The sequence below is a fragment of the Williamsia sp. genome, from assembly GCF_016462415.1.
In the GTDB taxonomy this organism is placed as follows: domain Bacteria; phylum Actinomycetota; class Actinomycetes; order Mycobacteriales; family Mycobacteriaceae; genus Williamsia_A.
The window spans coordinates 1,982-18,287 of record NZ_JAEMTF010000089.1; the positions used below are offsets into that span (position 1 = coordinate 1,982).

15 protein-coding genes are annotated in these 16,306 nt (G+C 69.3%); 4 read left to right on the forward strand and 11 right to left on the reverse strand.

All coding sequences use genetic code 11. The annotated features are described in order from the left end of the window. From JHC79_RS17965 to JHC79_RS17990, 6 genes are all read right to left on the reverse strand, one after another. The coding region (locus JHC79_RS17965) for a DNA alkylation repair protein (RefSeq protein ID WP_296393349.1) at window positions 1-596 on the reverse strand (596 nt) is incomplete at its 3' end. A gap of 5 nt (window positions 597-601) precedes the next feature. Continuing rightward, window positions 602-1,816 carry an NAD(P)/FAD-dependent oxidoreductase gene (locus JHC79_RS17970; protein ID WP_296393351.1) on the reverse strand — a complete coding sequence of 405 codons (1,215 nt, stop codon included), beginning with the start codon at window positions 1,814-1,816 and terminating at the stop codon, window positions 602-604. A gap of 49 nt (window positions 1,817-1,865) precedes the next feature. Then, window positions 1,866-2,525, reverse strand: a complete 660-nt coding sequence (locus JHC79_RS17975) for a hypothetical protein (protein WP_296393353.1) — start codon at window positions 2,523-2,525, stop codon at window positions 1,866-1,868. After that, window positions 2,522-3,145 carry a hypothetical protein gene (locus tag JHC79_RS17980; protein ID WP_296393355.1) on the reverse strand — a complete coding sequence of 208 codons (624 nt, stop codon included), beginning with the start codon at window positions 3,143-3,145 and terminating at the stop codon, window positions 2,522-2,524. Before JHC79_RS17980 ends, JHC79_RS17975 begins: the two co-directional genes overlap by 4 nt. Beyond that, complete coding sequence (locus JHC79_RS17985) at window positions 3,142-3,780, reverse strand: hypothetical protein (protein WP_296393357.1); 639 nt, start codon at window positions 3,778-3,780, stop codon at window positions 3,142-3,144. The genes JHC79_RS17980 and JHC79_RS17985 overlap by 4 nt, the downstream gene beginning before the upstream one ends. Further along, on the reverse strand, window positions 3,777-4,361 hold the full coding sequence (locus JHC79_RS17990) for a hypothetical protein (protein WP_296393360.1): 585 nt from the start codon (window positions 4,359-4,361) through the stop codon (window positions 3,777-3,779). Before JHC79_RS17990 ends, JHC79_RS17985 begins: the two co-directional genes overlap by 4 nt. A gap of 149 nt (window positions 4,362-4,510) precedes the next feature. Between JHC79_RS17990 and JHC79_RS17995 the strand changes: the two genes are divergently transcribed. Both JHC79_RS17995 and JHC79_RS18000 read left to right on the forward strand, forming a co-directional pair. Next, entirely contained in the window at window positions 4,511-6,007 is a 1,497-nt protein-coding gene (locus JHC79_RS17995) for an amino acid permease (RefSeq protein ID WP_296393362.1), read from the forward strand. After that, window positions 6,004-6,879: a universal stress protein gene (locus JHC79_RS18000; protein ID WP_296393364.1), complete on the forward strand. Its 876-nt coding sequence runs from the start codon at window positions 6,004-6,006 to the stop codon at window positions 6,877-6,879. The genes JHC79_RS17995 and JHC79_RS18000 overlap by 4 nt, the downstream gene beginning before the upstream one ends. A 16-nt stretch (window positions 6,880-6,895) precedes the next feature. Here JHC79_RS18000 and JHC79_RS18005 read toward each other — a convergent pair whose 3' ends face one another. Then, window positions 6,896-10,780, reverse strand: a complete 3,885-nt coding sequence (locus JHC79_RS18005; protein WP_296393366.1) for a hypothetical protein — start codon at window positions 10,778-10,780, stop codon at window positions 6,896-6,898. Between the two features lie 214 nt (window positions 10,781-10,994). Here JHC79_RS18005 and JHC79_RS18010 point away from each other — a divergent pair, with 214 nt between their 5' ends. Beyond that, window positions 10,995-11,258: a LuxR C-terminal-related transcriptional regulator gene (locus JHC79_RS18010; protein WP_296393368.1), complete on the forward strand. Its 264-nt coding sequence runs from the start codon at window positions 10,995-10,997 to the stop codon at window positions 11,256-11,258. A gap of 87 nt (window positions 11,259-11,345) precedes the next feature. Here the strand turns inward: JHC79_RS18010 and JHC79_RS18015 are convergent, their stop codons facing one another. The 4 genes from JHC79_RS18015 to JHC79_RS18030 all read right to left on the reverse strand — a co-directional run bounded on the left by JHC79_RS18015 (window position 11,346) and on the right by JHC79_RS18030 (window position 15,278). Continuing rightward, window positions 11,346-12,203, reverse strand: coding sequence for an SDR family oxidoreductase (locus JHC79_RS18015; RefSeq protein WP_296393369.1), 858 nt, complete (start codon window positions 12,201-12,203; stop codon window positions 11,346-11,348). A gap of 89 nt (window positions 12,204-12,292) precedes the next feature. Beyond that, the gene (locus JHC79_RS18020; RefSeq protein ID WP_296393371.1) at window positions 12,293-12,895 is read right to left on the reverse strand and encodes a TetR/AcrR family transcriptional regulator; all 603 of its coding nucleotides are present in this window, start codon (window positions 12,893-12,895) and stop codon (window positions 12,293-12,295) included. Window positions 12,896-12,898: 3 nt separating this feature from the next. Continuing rightward, entirely contained in the window at window positions 12,899-14,236 is a 1,338-nt protein-coding gene (locus tag JHC79_RS18025; protein ID WP_296393373.1) for a cytochrome P450, read from the reverse strand. Window positions 14,237-14,303: 67 nt separating this feature from the next. Next, the gene (locus JHC79_RS18030; RefSeq protein WP_296393375.1) at window positions 14,304-15,278 is read right to left on the reverse strand and encodes an o-succinylbenzoate synthase; all 975 of its coding nucleotides are present in this window, start codon (window positions 15,276-15,278) and stop codon (window positions 14,304-14,306) included. Window positions 15,279-15,374: 96 nt separating this feature from the next. Here JHC79_RS18030 and JHC79_RS18035 point away from each other — a divergent pair. After that, window positions 15,375-16,306 (forward strand): oxygenase MpaB family protein (locus tag JHC79_RS18035; protein WP_296393377.1); only part of this gene is annotated, 932 nt, incomplete at its 3' end.

A 16,306-nucleotide genomic window follows, 5' to 3' on the forward strand; every position in this document is an offset into this window, starting at 1 on the left:
CCGGCCTCCCGCAGCATCCAACCGAACGCCTTCTGGATGAGGTCCCTGCGGTCGGCGATGACGAGCGGCGCCACCTCGTACAGCGCGGTCGCGTCGCCGCGCTTGATGAACGCGAAGGTGGCGACGACGCCCACCCGCCGGGTCCACAGCTCGTCGTCGGCCGCCAGCTCGGCGAGCAACCCGCGCGGCCGATCGACGAGCCATTCGCCGAGGATCGGATCGGCCGAGCTGTCCACCAGATCCCAGTTGTTCACCCGACCACGTCGAACCGCGTCGAGGTAGAGCTCCACCCACCGCTCCCGCTGCTCGTCGGTGTCCGCGCGCTCGAACCCGTCGCGCAGCAGGAACAGTCCGATCAGACGGTGTTCGTGCATCGCGCTGTCGAGCAGCGAGTTCACACCGCGCCCGTCGAGTCCGGTGAACTTTTTCGCGACCGAACGCAGTTGCGGGACAGTGACCCCGATGAAGCGATCACCCTCGCCGTAGTCGCCGGGGCCCGTCTTGAAGAACCGCTGCGCGTTCGCCGCGCGTGTCGGATCGGCGAGGTCGTCGACGGCGGCACGCACCGCGGTCGCGGTGGGCCGTGGCGCGCTCATCGCGACTAGACCAGTTCGGAGATGGGGGTCCGGGCCGCGACGGTTGCCCGCATCTTCATCACCGCGCCGGCACGTCCGGCGCCGACCACACCGGTCAGGATGCCGTCGCGGCTGAAGTAGGCGAGGAACTTGTCGCCGTCCTCGTCGACGATGTGCACCTCGTCGTCGGCCGCGGGTGCCCCCAGGCACTGGATCTTGAGGTCGAACTGGTCGGTCCAGAAGTAGTGGACCACCGGGGTCGAGGACGCCTTGTCGGTGCCCGCGATCGCGTCGGCCACGATCTTCGCCTGCTCGACCACGTGGTTCCAGTGCTCGACCCGCCGACCGAACTCGCCGGTCTCATCGGACCAGTTCGCGACGTCACCGAGTGCGTAGACACCGTCGGCGGAAGTCTTTCCGCGTGCGTCACAGGCGATCCCCCCGCCGACGGAACGGTCGGAGAGTTCCAGGCCGATGGTCTCGGCCAGCGCGGTGGTCGGGATCGAGCCGATGCCGAGCAGCACGAGGTCCGCGTCGAGTGTGGTCCCGTCGTCGAGTTCGATCCCGGTGACCGCTCCATCGGCGGTGACCAGCTCGCGCACGCCCACACCGGTACGGACGGTGACGCCGCGGTCGGTGTGCAGCTTCTCGACGCGTGCACCGATGGTCGGCCCGAGCGCGGCGTGCAGTGCGCTCGGGGCCGGCTCGACGATGGTGACCCTCGCGCCGAGGAGCGACAGGCTCGCCGCCGCCTCGCAGCCGATGAAACCGGCCCCGACGACCACGGCGCGGACGCCCTCGCGGGCCGCGGCGCGCAGCTCGAGCGCGTCGTCGTAGGTCCGCAGGACGTGCACGCCGTCGATCTCCGCCGCGGCGGAGCCGCCCTGGACAGCACTGGGCGGGAGGAAGCGCGGCTCCAGACCCGTTGCCAGCACCAGGGTCTCGAACGCCAGGGACTCCCCCGCACCGACGTCGACGCTCTTGGCGGCGAGGTCGACGCCCTGTACGTCGGTGTCGAGGAGCAGATGGATGTGGTTGTCGGCGTACCACTCCTCCGCCTTGAGTGCGACCAGGTCCCGCTCGCCGCGCAGCACCGCCTTGGACAGCGGCGGCCGGTCGTAGGGGACCTGACTCTCCTTGCCGATCAGCGTGATCGGCTCGGAGTACCCCGCCTGCCGCAGGTTCTCCGCCAGTCGTGCGCCACCGAGACCGGCACCGACGATCACCACTCCAGCACTCATGAACATCCCTCTCGTGTCATCCACTTCCGCCCGGGCGGACCTCGATCGGCTATCCGCCGATTCCGGCGGGGTAGATGTCGGCCAGACGCCAGGTGGACCCGACTCTACGCATCACGGCCCACCGCACGATCGGCACCGTCGAGGTGGGTGGGGTCGCCGACTCGACCGTGATCTTCTCGGTCGCAAAGACGAGGAGGCGCACCGCATCCGGCTGCGCCTCGCCGACACCGACCGCCTGCACCGTCGTCTCCACCGTCGCCCCCGATTCGACCGCGGAGGGCAGCACCACGTTGGGTCCCTGACTGCGGTAGTCGGCGAGCAGTCGGCCGGTCAGTCGCGGCGCGAGCATCTCCGACCGTCGTTGTGCCGCCTGCGCGGTGTACTCCGACGGGCCGAAGGTGAACAGCGTGCGGAAGGTCGCGGTCGCGGTCGCCGTGATCGTCGGGTCGACATCGTCGCGGTCGTTGTCGTCGACCCCGACGACGGCGGTCACCGCGGTCGCGACGGTGAGCGCCGCGGCCACCGCGAGCATCCCGGCGTCCCGCCCCGGTCGACGTGGCGCCCTGCGGACGGTGACGAGTTGGATCAGCGACAGCGCCAGCACGACGACGAGTGGCGCGATCGACCACCCCGGCCAGTCCAGCAGGGCCGTCACGGTGATCGCGGCGGCCGCGGCCACGACCGCGAGGATGCAGCGGAGAATGGTCATTGCAGTTGCGCCCGTTCGATCTTCCAGTCGCCGTCGGCACGCGTCATGTGCACGAGCAGCACGACGCGCGCATCGCCGGCGCCACCACCGAGCAACTGCGGATTGGTGGCCTCGGCAACCAGGAGCACGTCGGCCGACGACCCGGGGTCGGGTCCGACGATCCCCGCGGAGATCACCTGGCCCGTCCCGGCGAACGCCTGCGACGCCACCGATGACTCGATCTCGGCGCGCGACGACGTCACCCGTTGACGGAACTCGCCGGTGCTCACCCCGAGAACGGACTCAACGTACTCGCCCGGTCGGGCCGGGTCGGCGGTCAGCGCGGTGGTGATGCCGTCACGCGCAGAGGCCAGCACCGCGGCCGCACGATCGGACTCGGCGCCACCGCCACCGCCACCGCCGACGGAGACCAGGATGACCGTCGCGACGACGAGCGCGACGGTGACGACCAGACCGACGACCGCCACGACCGGGACCACGCGCTCGGCGCGGCGCCCACGCGCTCGGCGGGCCTCGTCGGCGGCGTCCCGTGCGGCCGCATGGGCCTCGGTCGCCTCGGCGAGCCGCGTTCGCGCCGCGGTGAGTCGGACCGAGGTGGTCGAGCCGGTGTCCTCGCTCATCGGATCACGTCCAGCGTCGCCACTCTCCACGTACCGCCGACCTTGTCGAGACGTGCCGCGATCACCCGACCCGACGCGGTGTCGTCGGAGCCGACGCGCTCGGTCAGGTTGGCCGCGACGACGACGTCGGCGTGCTCGGAGGTGACCGCACCCAGCCCGGTCCGGGCCGCGGTGCAGCGTGTGGTCGTTCGCGTCTGGTCCGGACCCGCCGCGGCAGCGCCGGATCGGAGTCGGGCCGCGAGCTCACCGGTGGCCACCCGCAGCGCGGCGGCCCGATCGGCGTCGGTCCCGGTACGCAGCGTCGTGCAGATCAGCTCACCGGAGATCCGGCGGACATCGGCGCGGTCGGTGGTCACCGCACCCTCGGCGCGCAGGTGCGCCACGGTGGTCAGCATCATCGCCGCCGAGGCGACGACGACGGCGAGGGTCACCGCGGCGGCGAGCAGTGGCGGCGGGCGGCCGTGCCGTCGGCACACGATCCCGTATCCGACGGCGGCGATCACGGTGAGCACCATCAGCGAGATCCACCAGCCCGGCCACCCACTGATCGCGCCGAGGCCGATCACGACCCCGACACCCACGACCGGTGCGCCGACGGCGGTCCACGCCCCGCCGACCCGCGACAGGCGTGTCACGGCAGGAACTCCACGGCGGCGAGACGCAATGCCCCACCGTCCGGTTCGATCTGCACACGGAGCCGAAACCGCCTGGGCTCGGCGGTGTCCCGACCCGACGAGTTCGCGGCCACCCGCGTCGTCACCACCGACGTCACCAGCGCGCTGACCGTGTCGCCGTCGCGCCCGGCGATGGCTACGCCGTCGACGACCCCGGTGGCCACCGTCCCCAGACGCGCCACGAAGGCGCTGTAGGCGCCGGTGGACTGGGCGAACTCGTCGCGAAAGGTGCCGGTGGAGAGTTCGAGGATGCGCCGGGCGCGATCGGGGTCGCGGGCGTCAGGCGTCAACAACTGGCCCACGGTCTCGGTGGCGAACGAGCGGTAGTCGGCGTCGGACCAGGTGTCCCGCTGTGCACGCCAACCGACGGCGACCGCGGCCACGACGGCGAGCACGACGACCACCGCCACCGCGACGCCGAACCACCCAGCGACACCGCCTCGGGACGACGGGTTCTCGCCGGTGAGCCGATCGACCTCGTCACGGGCGCGGGCGAGATCTCGGCGCGCGGCGCGTTCGGCCGCGAATGGGCTCTGCGCCACCGACCACCTCCACACTCACCCATCGCACGGTCACCCGGAAGGGCACCACGGGCGCCATCGTAGATGCCGCGACCGAGATGGTCCGGTTGCGCTGACACCCCACGCAGCCGGTGGTTTCATAGGGCATTCGCCTTCAGGAGGGGACACCCATGGCTGCACGTCCGACCGGCCCGGCGCCACTCAACCCGGCACCTCTGTCCCGGTCGACCCTGCTCCGTCGCAAACCGATCCCCACCGGATGGGCGGTGGAGTCCGACACCGGCCTCAAACGCAACATCACCACGGTGCAGCTGGCGAGTTTCGGCATCGGGTCGACCATCGGCACCGGCATCTTCTTCGTCATGTCGGTCGCGGTGCCCGAGGCCGGCCCGTCGGTGATCATCTCCTTCATCTTCGCGGGCATCGCCGCCGGTCTCGCTGCGCTCTGCTACGCCGAGATGGCCTCGGCCGTACCGGTTTCCGGATCGACGTACTCCTACGCCTACGCCACTCTCGGCGAGCTGACCGCGATGGCGGTCGCCGGGTGTCTGCTGCTCGAGTACGGGGTGTCGACGGCGGCGGTGTCGGTGGGGTGGAGCGGCTACCTCAACGAGCTGCTCGGCGACCTGAACATCCCCGAGATACCGCACGCACTGAGCGCCGCGCCGTTCGACAAGGACCCGGGTGTGGTGAACCTGCCCGCGATCATCCTGGTCGCGATGTGCGCCCTGCTGCTGATCCGCGGCGCGAGTGAATCCGCGCGGGCGAACACCATCATGGTCGCCATCAAACTCGCGGTCCTGACGATGTTCGTGGTCATCGCGTTCACGGCGTTCAACGACGACAACCTGACCCCGTTCTTCACCGACGGCGCGCACGGCGTGACCCTCGCCGCGGGCACGATCTTCTTCTCCTTCATCGGCCTCGACACCATCTCCACGGCGGGCGAGGAGGTCAAGGACCCGCAGCGGACCATGCCGCGGGCGCTGCTCGCGGCGCTCGTCATCGTGATCCTGGTCTACGTGCTCGTGGCGCTGGCCTCGGTCGCCGCGCAGCCGAGCGAGAGGTTCGCCGAGCAGGAGAGTGCCGGTCTCGCGCAGATCCTGACCGACGTCACCGGTGAGACCTGGCCGTCATTGATCCTGTCGGCGGGCGCGGTCATCTCGATCTTCTCGGTCACCCTGGTGACGTTGTACGGACAGACCCGCATCCTGTTCGCGATGGGCCGCGACGGCATGCTGCCGGAGTTCTTCACCAAGGTGAACCCGCGGACGCTCACGCCGGTCAACAACACCATCGTCGTGGCGATCGTGGTCGCCATCCTGGCCGGGTTCATCCCGCTTGACTACCTCGCCGACATGGTCTCGGTGGGCACGCTGGTGGCGTTCATCGTCGTCAGCCTCGGCGTCATCATCCTGCGCAGGCGGCAACCCGATCTCAAGCGCCCGTTCCGCGTCCCGCTGTACCCGGTCACCCCGGTCCTGGCGATCGCCGCGTGCGCCTACATCCTCTACGGTCTGCACTGGTACACCTTCGTGTTCTTCGGCATCTGGGTCGGCGCGGTTCTCGCGTTCTACCTGCTCTGGGGACGCCATCACTCCGCGTTGAACAAGCCCGGGCCCGACGACTCCGGCCTGGGGACCCCGGCGACGGAGGCAGCCCCGTGACCGTGGTCGTCGGATACCGCCCGGGGTACGGCGGCGAGGAGGCGCTGGAACTCGGGATCGCCCTCGCCTCGTCGCTGAACCTGCGTCTGGAGATCGTGATCGCTCTCCCCCGACCGTGGAGCACCCCGTCGATGGCCAAGGTCGATGCCGAATTCGCCTCGTACGCCCAGCGACTCGGCGACGAGTCCGAACGGGTCGCGCAGGCAGCGCTCGCCCGGCACTCGGTGACCACGCCGGTCGGGGTCCATCGCATCACCGAACGCTCGGTGAGCGTCGCGCTGACCAAGGTGTCCGGCGATCTCGAGGCCCGGTTCCTCGTGATGGGCACCCGCCACCGCGCCCGCGGGGGCTTCTCTCTGGGGTCGACGACGAGCCGGATGATCCACTCCAGCGAGATCCCGCTCGCCCTCGCGCCTCCCGACTACACCGCACCCCCGAGCGGACTGAGCGGCGTGACCTGCGCCTACTCGGCCACCGCCGACGGTGCCGATGTCGTCGCCGGCGCGCGGTCCATCGCGGCCTCGGCCGGGGTCCGGTTGCGGGTGGCCAGCTTCGGGGTGGCCCCGGCGGACATGTACCCGCCCGAGGTCGGCCTCGACGCCGAACGCGGAGTGCTCGCCGCGTGGGTGGACCAGACGACCGCCGCGCAGGCCGCGTTGCGCACGTCCGGGCTGATCGACCCGTCGGTGTCCACGGTCATCGGGACCGGCGCCGACTACACCGCAGCGCTGGCCGCGATCGACTGGCCCGCCGGCGAGGTGCTGGCCATCGGGACGACACCACGCAGTCCGGTCAAACGCGTGTTCCTCGGTTCGACGGCGACACGAATCCTCGGCGGCGCCACCGTTCCGGTCATCGTCCTGCCGGGCTGAGTGGAACCCTCGCGCCTCAGCCGCACGGACTGACGTAGTCGGCGGTCGGCAGGTAGCGCGCCCACTCGCCTCTGGTCAGCAAGGTCGTGCCGGATGCGCAGACCGACGCCGCGACCCGATCGGGATCGACCGTCCACGACTGGATGACCCCGGCCGCGCCGGTGGCCAGCACGGTGCGGTCGTCGGCGCCGAACTGCACGTCGTAGATGCGCCCCGGGTAGGCCCGGAGTCGCGCGATGACCACCGGGTGGCCGCGATGGGCCACGTCCCACAGCCACAGATCGCCGTCGGCCGCACCGGCCGCGACCAACCGCCCGTCACGCGAGAAGGCACCGCCGTAGATGGTGCTGCTCGGACCGGTCATCTCGTCGATGACCGCCGGTCGCGTGGGTTCGGCGATGTCGACGATCTTGACCTGCTTGGTCGCGGAGGTGACCACGACCGACCGTTGGTCGGGGCTGAACCGCGCGGCCAGTGCCAGGGTGTCGAACATCTTCTCCCGGAACAGGACGCGCGGCGCCCGCCGGTCGCTCAGGTCGAGCAGCACGACGTAACCGCGCGGCGTCGTCACGATCGCGCGTGTACCGGCGGCGTCGAAGTTGGCCCAGGCGACTCCGTCGCCGATGTCGACGGCCGCGGCCGACGTGGGGCGCGACGGATCGGTGATGTCGACGACGGCGACGCGGTTCGACGACAGCGTCCCGGCGACGACCAGCTTCGACCGCTCGCTGATGTCGACGGTCTCGGCCAGATCGGGCAGGACCCGCAGTGGCGGCCCGGCCAGAACCGGGCGCGCGGGGTCGGAGTAGTCGGCGAGGAACACCTGACCGGTCACCGACCCGGCCACAGCGAGTCGCCCCGAGGCGCCGTAGGACAGCGAGGCGAACTTGTCACCGGCCGGCGGTGCCAGCAGTGGACCACGGCGGGTGATGTCGGGTCCCTCCCCGACCGTCCACTGCGACAGCGACCCGTCGGGAGCGGCGTTGCCGCTGATGAAATCGGTCCCCCGTGCGTCGAACGCGAACTGGAACGTCGGATCGACGCCGGCCTGCACCCCGGGATCATTCGGGCCCCACACCCGCAGATAGCCGTCCTCGGACAATCCGGCGACGTGATCGCCGGCGAACACCGCGGAGCTCACGACAGCACCACTCTTGAGCACCCGGTCGGGGCGGTCGCCCCGCAGATCCGTCACCCGCGTGGTGTTGTCGGAGCTCGCGCCGAGGAGGAATCTGCCGTCGGGACTGAAGTCGACGTCGTTGACGTAGCTGGTGAAGCCGGTCAGATCGCGGGTGAGGACCGGGCGGGCCGGGTCGGCGAGCGAGTACAGCTTCACGTCGCGCGAGTTGATCGCGACCGCCAGATCACCGGTCGGCGAGAACGTCAGAGCTCGCGCCTCGACATTGTCCGACCCGGGAAGCGGGATCGAGGCAATCCGATCGAGGCGATCGGCGAGCACCCGGTACAGGTCGACGCGTTTGTTGCCGCCGCGTGCGGTGGCCAGCAGCGATCCGTTGCGCGAGAACGCGACCGCGGTGCCCTTTCCGGCCACATCCGCGGGCAGCCCGACCGGTTCCCATCGCGTGGGCGCGGCCACACCGGGCCTGCGCGCCCCGTCGGCCGCGGTCGCCACCTTGCGGAAGGCCAGCGTGCCCGCCCCCTCGACCGCCGCGGTCAACAACTCGCTCGTCGGGTCGATCGCGAGGTCACGCACCGTCTCGGTGATGACGGGGGCATTCTCGACCGGACGGGGTCGGGCGCGATCGCTCAGATCCCAGATCGTGAGCGGCGCCGCGCCCGCGGTGTAGAGGGTCCGCGAGTCCGCGCCGAAGGCGACCGCGTAGAGCGGCAGGTCACGGTCGGCCCCGCCGAACTCGGCGATCGACCGCCCGACACCGTCGGCCCCGGTCGCGAAGAGTCGGACCCGGTTGTCGGAGTTGACCACCGCGATCATCGACCCGTCGGGCGACCTGGCGATGGCACCGGGTCCGGCCGCGGTGAAGTGACGCACCGGGATCGCCTCCGCCGACGCGTCGAGCACACTCGACCTCGACTCCATGGTGGGTGAGAGTCGGTACGCCGCCATCGCCAACTGCACCGCGAGCGACGGATCGGTGGCCCGCAGTTCGTCGGCCTGCGCCGCGAGCTGTGCGCTCTGCGCGTCCCGACGGAGCTGATCGGTGGCGCGCTCCTGCGACACCGCCTCCGACTGCGCGACCACGGCGACGACCGCCGCGATCAGCGCCACCACCGCGAACACCGTGGCCGCCATGGCCACGCGGCGCAGCTGGCGCACGTGTCGACGCTGCATCGACTCCCGGCGCTTCTCGCGATCGGTCGCCAGGTCGAGGAAACGCTGCTCTCGAGGACGAAGCCGCGTGCCGTTCTCCGGGGCCTCGGCGAACTCCGTGAACGCGGACAGGCGGCCGCCCCGCGGGAGGAGGTCGGGGCTGCGGTCGCCCTCCTCCCACATCTGGAACGCTGCGTTCAGTCGGCGGTGGATGACGAGGTTCGCACGATCCTCGTCGATCCATCCGGCCAGCCGCGGCCACGCCGAGAACAGCGTCTCGTGGGTGATCTCGGCGTAGGTGTCGGCGACGGTGACCAACCTGGCCCCGGCGAACCGCTCGAGTACCTCGGCGGCACGCCGTTGCCGGACGTCCCGCTTGATGGTCGTGTTCGCCGTGGTGATGAACCCCAGCTCGTCCAGAGCGGCACGCCGTCGGGTCGCGACCTCGTCGTCGACATGGCTCATCGCCAACATCTGTCGGCGGGCGACCTGCTTCTCCGCATAGTCGAGCTCGGAGTACACCTTCTCCGCGGTCTGCTCCACCGCACCCCGGATCCGCCCCGTCGCGAGGTAGTCGGCGATCGTGAGTCGCCGCTTGTCCGACACCGACCACGTCGACAGCAGTGCGTGTGAGAGCAGCGGCAACGATCCCGCGTATCCGACGGTGGCACCGGCCGGCCGCAGGTCGGCCAACAGCAGCTCGACGAGGTCGTCGGCGACGTCGAGCCCCGCGGTCCGGGCCGGGCCGACGATCACCTCACGCAGGCGGGCGTCGTCGAGTCCGGGCACGAGGACGTGCGCATTCTGCAGCGCCGTCGCCAGTCGCGGATTGCCCGCCACCGAGCCGTAGTGGTCGGCGCGGATGGCCAGCACGATGACCAGCTGGTCGACCTGCGCGTCCAGCGACAGCAGCGCGTCGGCGAACGACATCCGCACCGGGGCCTCGTCGACGAGGGTCCACAGCTCCTCGAGTTGATCCACCGCGAGGATGACCGGTCCGTCCCCGGCCGGCAATCCCGCCACCGCGGCGGCGACCGCCGCAGCCGGGTCGGCCGAGGGGGTCATCAGCACGTACCGCCACCCGGCGAACGATCCCTCCTCACCGACCTGCGACAACAGACCGGCCCGCAGCATCGACGACTTCCCTGCGCCCGACGGGCCGACGAGGGTGATGATCGGTGTGCGTTCATGCCCCGCGACGACAGCGGTCGGTCGCTCCACCTGATCGAGCACCGTGTCGACCAGTCGCTCGACGACGTCCTCACGTCCGAAGAACCAGTCGGCGTCCTCGACCTGGAACGCCTCGAAACCGCGATAGGGCGTCGGGGTGACCAGGGAACGGCGGGCGCCGGGTTTGCGGGCGCGGGTCGCCGCCGCGACCCACGCGTCCTGGTCGGCCGACTCGGTGACCCCACAGACCGCGAGGACGGTTCGGAACACGCTCTCGTTGGCGGCCGTCGGGGCGTGTTTGCCGGTGAACCAGCCCGACAGGGTGCCCGCGATCGCCTGCGCCCGCGACGCCGTCTCGCGGATGGAGAGACCTGCGTTCTCCCGGATCTCGGTGAGTCCGCGGGCCAGATCCTCCCGTGTCCGGACCTCCTCAGGCCTCACCCCGCCACCTCTCTGAGCTGCACACCATCACAGAACCGTATGGACCTGCGTATGGACTTGCCGAAAACCGACCTCTCAGCTGGTACTCGGCAGTTTCACCAGAGAGTATGGCCAGGTCGCACATCTGTGCAGGGAAAAAGGGTTCCCGGGAGGGATTTTCATGTCAATCGCTAATCATTTCGTGCTGCCGTCGCCGACGACATCGTCTGAACAGATGAACCGGCAGCCGGTGTTGCGGGTGGTGGCCGGTGGTCGCCCCACCCTGTCGGCCCGCGAGGTCGAGGTGCTGTTGGCCTGGCTGGCCGCGGAGTCCAAGGCGCAGGCCGCCGAGACGCTGTTCATCACGGCGTCGACGGTCAACACCCACCTGACTCGTATCCGGGCGAAGTACGCCGCGGCGGGCCGTCCGGCGCGCTCCAAGGCCAATCTCTTCGCGCGCGCCATCCAGGACGGGTACACCCGTCTCGAGGACTGGTGACCTGAAGGCTGCCGCCTGAGCAACGACAACGCCCCCGACCGGATGCATTGGTCGGGGGCGTTGTCGTGTGTGCGGGAGCGAGATGTGTCAGAGCTTCCCGCTCGGGGTCGGGTTGCCGTTCACCCGCTTGAGGTACTCCGCCCGCGCGGTCGCGTCGTAGCTCATGAACAGCTTGTCCATCCCCGTCATCCGTAGCGATGCCCTCTTCATCGACCGCGGCATGATCCCGGTCGCATGCACCCAGGACACCGACTTGGGAACGGTCGCGTGCATCTTGTCGCCCTCGATGCTGGCCAGCACCTGCGCGGCCACCTGCGCCGGCGTGACGGTCTGGGTGAACTTGTTGGTCTTGATGCCCGAGATCAGACCGGTCTGGGTGAAGGTCGGGTTGACCGTCTTCACGCGGACCCCGGAATCGGCCAGCTCGGCGTCGGCGGCCTCCGAGAACGCGATCACGCCGGCCTTCGCTCCGTTGTAGATCGTGAGACCCGGTACGGCGAGCCGACCCGCGATCGACCCGATGTTGATGACCTGGCCGCCGCCGCGGGCGACCATCCGCTTGGCGGCGAGTTGGGTGCCGATGACGACGCCGAGCAGGTCGATGTCGAAGTTCCGGCGCACGACATTGATGTCGTAGTTCAGCAGCGGGCCGGTGGGCATGATGCCCGCGTTGTTGATCAACACGTCGATCGGGCCGGCCGATGCCTCCACCTGGTCGAGGAACTTCTCGAACGACGTGGGATCGGTGACGTCGACGTCGAACCCGTCGTGGCCGAGGTCGGCGGACGCCTTGCCCACGGCCTCGGAGTCGATGTCGCCGATGACGACGGTCGCGCCGCGGTCCTGCAGGGTCTTGGCCGTCTCGAACCCGATACCGCGGGCGGCGCCGGTGATCGCGATGACCAACCCACGCACGTCGGTGGTGGATTTCTTGTTGCGGGGCATGTGGGTACTCCTCATAGGCGCACGGCGTTCGGTGCCGGGCGATCGTTGGTCGAACGGATGGATCTTCGGTCAGGTCACCGGCGCGGCGGTCACCAGATCATGGGGGCGAGATGGCGTCTCGCGAACTCGCGGACGTACTCGGGTTCCTGCCGTCGCTCGTCGGTGGCCGGCGATTCCAGCAGTGAGATCACCAACCGGACGACGATCTCGACCGCCTCGTGCAACTCCTCGTCGGGCCGCGTCGCCCCCACGCTGCGCAGGGCGCGGACCGTGCGGGCGGTGACGACGTCGATGAACATCGCCGTCACCGACGACGACATGATCGCCTTCATCTCCGCGTCGTCGATGACCAGTCGGTGCATCAGCGGATCCTTCAGGATCATCTGCGCACCGACCGAGAACGCCTCGGCGATGGCCTCTTTCGGATCGAGTCCGACGATCGACGCCTCCAGGGTCCGCATCCCGTCGAGGTACAGGCTGGTGGCGACGGCGAGCAGCAGCGCCTCCTTGTTGGGGAAGCGTCGGTACAGGGTGCTCCGGCTGACGCCCGCGCGTTTGGCCACCTCGTCGACCGACGTGCGCCGCACACCGACCTCGGTGAACTCGGCGGCGGCCGCGGCGACGATCGCGCCCTCCTGATCGGAGGGGCTGTTGGTGTTCCGCGTCTTGCGCAGCGGTGACGGTTCGGCCACGGCCTACAGCCGCCGCAGGGTGACGGGCAGGCCGTCCTTGGGGATCGGCAGCGAGCTGTAGTCCATCGGCAGCTCGTAGTCGGACGGCACGGTCCAGTCATAGTTGCGAAGGAGGTGATGCATGATCGTCTTGATCTCCATCTGGCCGAAGTAGAGGCCGATGCACTTGTGCACGCCGCCACCGAACGGGCTCCACGCCATGCGGTGCTTCTTGTCCTCCGCACGCTCCTTCGAGAAGCGGTCGGGGTCGAAACTCCACGGATCGGTGTAGACCGACTCGTCGTAGTGGTTCCACAGGGCGGTCAGCGTGACCATCGACCCCTTGGGCACGAAGAACCCCTGGATCTCGGTGTCCTCGACCGCCATCCGCGGATGCGCGGGCACCGGGGTGCACATGCGCAGCGACTCCTTGAAGATGGCGTCGAGCGCGGGCAGCTTGTTCAGATCGTCGTAGCTGAGCTCGGGGCCGAGCGCGAGGGACTCCTCGCGGGCCTTGGTGAGCCACTCGGGCGACTTGGCCATCCGGTAACACATCTGGGTCATCGAGATCGTCGACGTGTCGTGCGCGGCCATCAACACGAAGATGAGGTGGTTGACCACGTCCTCGTCGGTGAACGTCTGACCCTCTTCGCTCTCCGCGCGGCACAGGACCGAGAACAGGTCGTCGGTCGCGGTGGCCCGCTTGGCCGGGATGTGCGAGTAGAAGAACTCCTCGAGGATCTTGCGGGACCGGATGCCCTTCCACCAGCGCGTGCCGGGGACGGGCTTGCGGATCACGGCGACACCGGCCTGCACGGTCTCGAGGAACGCCTTGTTGATCCGGTCGGCCTCGTCCTTGGGCAGCTCGAGACCCAGGAAGACCTCGAGCGCGACGTCGAGGGTGAGTGCCTTGAACTCTTTGAACAGCAACACCTTCCCGGTCGGGAAGTCCTGCATCCGCTTCGCGATCATCGGCTGCATCAGGTCCATGTACGACTTGAGCGCGGCCGTGCTGAATCCCTGCTGCAGGATCAGTCGGTGGCTACGGTGCTCGTCGAAGTCCATCAGCATCACGCCGCGGTTGAAGAACGGTCCGATGAGGTAGCTCCACGCGGGGCCGTTGGCGAAGGCCTTCTTCTTGTTCATCAGGACCTCCTCGGCGGCGGGCGCGCCCGAGGCGACGACCCACTTCTTGCCGAAGGCGCTCATCCCGGAGACGCGGCCGAACTCCTCCTCGCGCTTGCGCTGAAAAGCGAACGGGTCCTTGCGCATCCCGAGGACCGAACTGATCCCGCTCTTCTTCGAGAACTGGACCTCTTTGAGATCGCTGTCGGCCGGGATCTGTGAGTACGCGGTTGTCATGGCTGTGCACCTCCATTGGAACAGATACCGATAATCGTATCTTTGAGGAGCGCCGCTGTCTACCAGGTCACATTTCCGAGGCGGCCGCAGGATGACCGGCGGCGAGCAGTCCGTGCACGCGGGCCAGGCGATCGAGCCACCATTCCCGCCGGTCATCGGAGGCGAGCGGGGCGCGGCCGTCCGGGACGACGGCGCCGGCGAGCAACGCCCCGTCGACGACCGGGATGGGCGGGGCGACGTCGGCAACGAACAGGTTGCCGGTCCCGAGACCACAGTCGAGCGGGGGCGTCGCCAGCGCGGTCGCGGTGGCCACTCCCGCGGAGATCCCGACCGCGGTGTCGAGCGCACTCGAGATCACCACCCGCAGATCGATCTGCTCGGCCAACGCCAACACGCGACGCATCCCGCCCAGCGGCGCCACCTTGAGCACCGCGACGTCGGCGGCTCCGGCACGCACCACGCGCAGCGGGTCATCGGCGCGACGGATGCTCTCGTCGGCAGCGATCGGGGTGTCGACCGCGGCGCGGACCGCGGCCAGCTCCTCGATGGTCGCGCACGGTTGTTCGGCGTACTCCAACTCCCCCAACGCCTTCAGCGCCCGGATGGCCTGGTCGACCGACCACTTGCCGTTGGCGTCGACGCGGACCGTGGGGACGACGGCCCGGACGGCGTCGATCCGGGCGACCTCGTCGTCGAGCGAGTCGCCGGGTTCGGCGACCTTGACCTTCGCCGTTCTCGCACCCGGATATCGGGCGAGGATCTCCGCCACGGCGTCGGCCGGGACGGCGGGAACGGTGGCGTTGACCGATACCCGGTCACGCAGTGCGGCCGGCGGGCCGACGAATGCGGCCTCGATCCCGGCGGCCAGCCACCACGCGGCCTCGGCGTCGCCGTATTCGACGAACGCACCGAACTCACCCCAGCCGTGCGGACCCCTGAAGATCATCGTCTCGCGAACGGTGATGCCGCGGAAGCGCTCGCGCATCGGCAGCGCGACGACGACCGCTGTGTCGATGAGCTCGCCGAGCGATAGGATCCGCACTCGTCAGCCTCCTGCTCTTCGGTTCTCGCGAGCGTATCGGTTGAGACGAATGTTAGAGTTCGTCTCATCGAGACGAACAGTGAAGGGACGACTCCGATGACCCAGGGTGTCGATCATGTGCCGGCGTCGGGCTTCGATGCCCGCATACGCGAAGCCGAGCCGGTGATCGTCGATGCGACTGAGGCCGCGGAGCAACCGCAGCTCGGCCCGGAGACATTGACGTGGAAGTTCTACGGCGACATGCGAGGGCTGTTGGGCTTCCAACGCCTGGCGGGGACCGAGAACTGCATCGAGCAGCTCGGCCAGGGCGTGTTGGACCACTCGGTGATCTTCGGCGACTTCCTCGGCCGCGCTCGACGCACCGGACCGCCGATCATGCGCACGGTGTACCACCGCGACGCCGTCGAGTGGGGTCGCACCGTGCGTGACTTCCACCGCGACATCAAGGGCACAATCAGCGACGGCTCGCGCTATCACGCGCTGAACCCGGAGCTGTTCTATTGGGCGCACGCGACTTTCGTCGACCAGGTGCTCTACGTGACCGACACGTTCATCCGCCGTCTCAGCCACGCCGAGAAGTCGCAGATCTTCGAGGAGAGCAAGACCTGGTACGCGCTGTACGGGATCAGCGCGCGCGATCAACCGCAGACCTACGACGAGTTCTGCACGTACTGGGACTCGATGCTCGAACGGTTCGTCCCGCACAAGACGATCGTCTACGCCACCGGCTACATCCGGAAGGGTGTGCCCGGACCGCGACGGGTGCCCGCGCCGGTCTGGCGTGTGGTGTCGGCGCCGCTGAACGCATTCATCCGAACCGTGGTCGTCGGAACGCTGCCGCAGCAGATGCGAGACGTGTGCGACCTCGAGTGGAACGACCGGTTGCAGCGGCGGTTCGACAGGTTCGCCGCGTTCATGCGCCTGATCAATCCTCTCGTGAACCGCCTGCCCCTGAAGGTGCTCTACACACCGTGGGCGTACGAGGCGTGGCGCGACGCCGGCATCGATCCGCGACGGCTGCACAACAC

Excerpts from the sequence above, each read along its gene's own strand:
- JHC79_RS17975 (WP_296393353.1), bottom strand. The coding sequence starts at position 2,525 with ATGACCATTCTCCGCTGCATCCTCGCGGTCGTGGCCGCGGCCGCCGCG.
- JHC79_RS18010 (WP_296393368.1), top strand. The coding sequence starts at position 10,995 with ATGAACCGGCAGCCGGTGTTGCGGGTGGTGGCCGGTGGTCGCCCCACC.
- JHC79_RS18025 (WP_296393373.1), bottom strand. The coding sequence starts at position 14,236 with ATGACAACCGCGTACTCACAGATCCCGGCCGACAGCGATCTCAAAGAG.
- JHC79_RS17980 (WP_296393355.1), bottom strand. The coding sequence starts at position 3,145 with ATGAGCGAGGACACCGGCTCGACCACCTCGGTCCGACTCACCGCGGCG.
- JHC79_RS17995 (WP_296393362.1), top strand. The coding sequence starts at position 4,511 with ATGGCTGCACGTCCGACCGGCCCGGCGCCACTCAACCCGGCACCTCTG.
- JHC79_RS17970 (WP_296393351.1), bottom strand. The coding sequence starts at position 1,816 with ATGAGTGCTGGAGTGGTGATCGTCGGTGCCGGTCTCGGTGGCGCACGA.
- JHC79_RS18015 (WP_296393369.1), bottom strand. The coding sequence starts at position 12,203 with ATGCCCCGCAACAAGAAATCCACCACCGACGTGCGTGGGTTGGTCATC.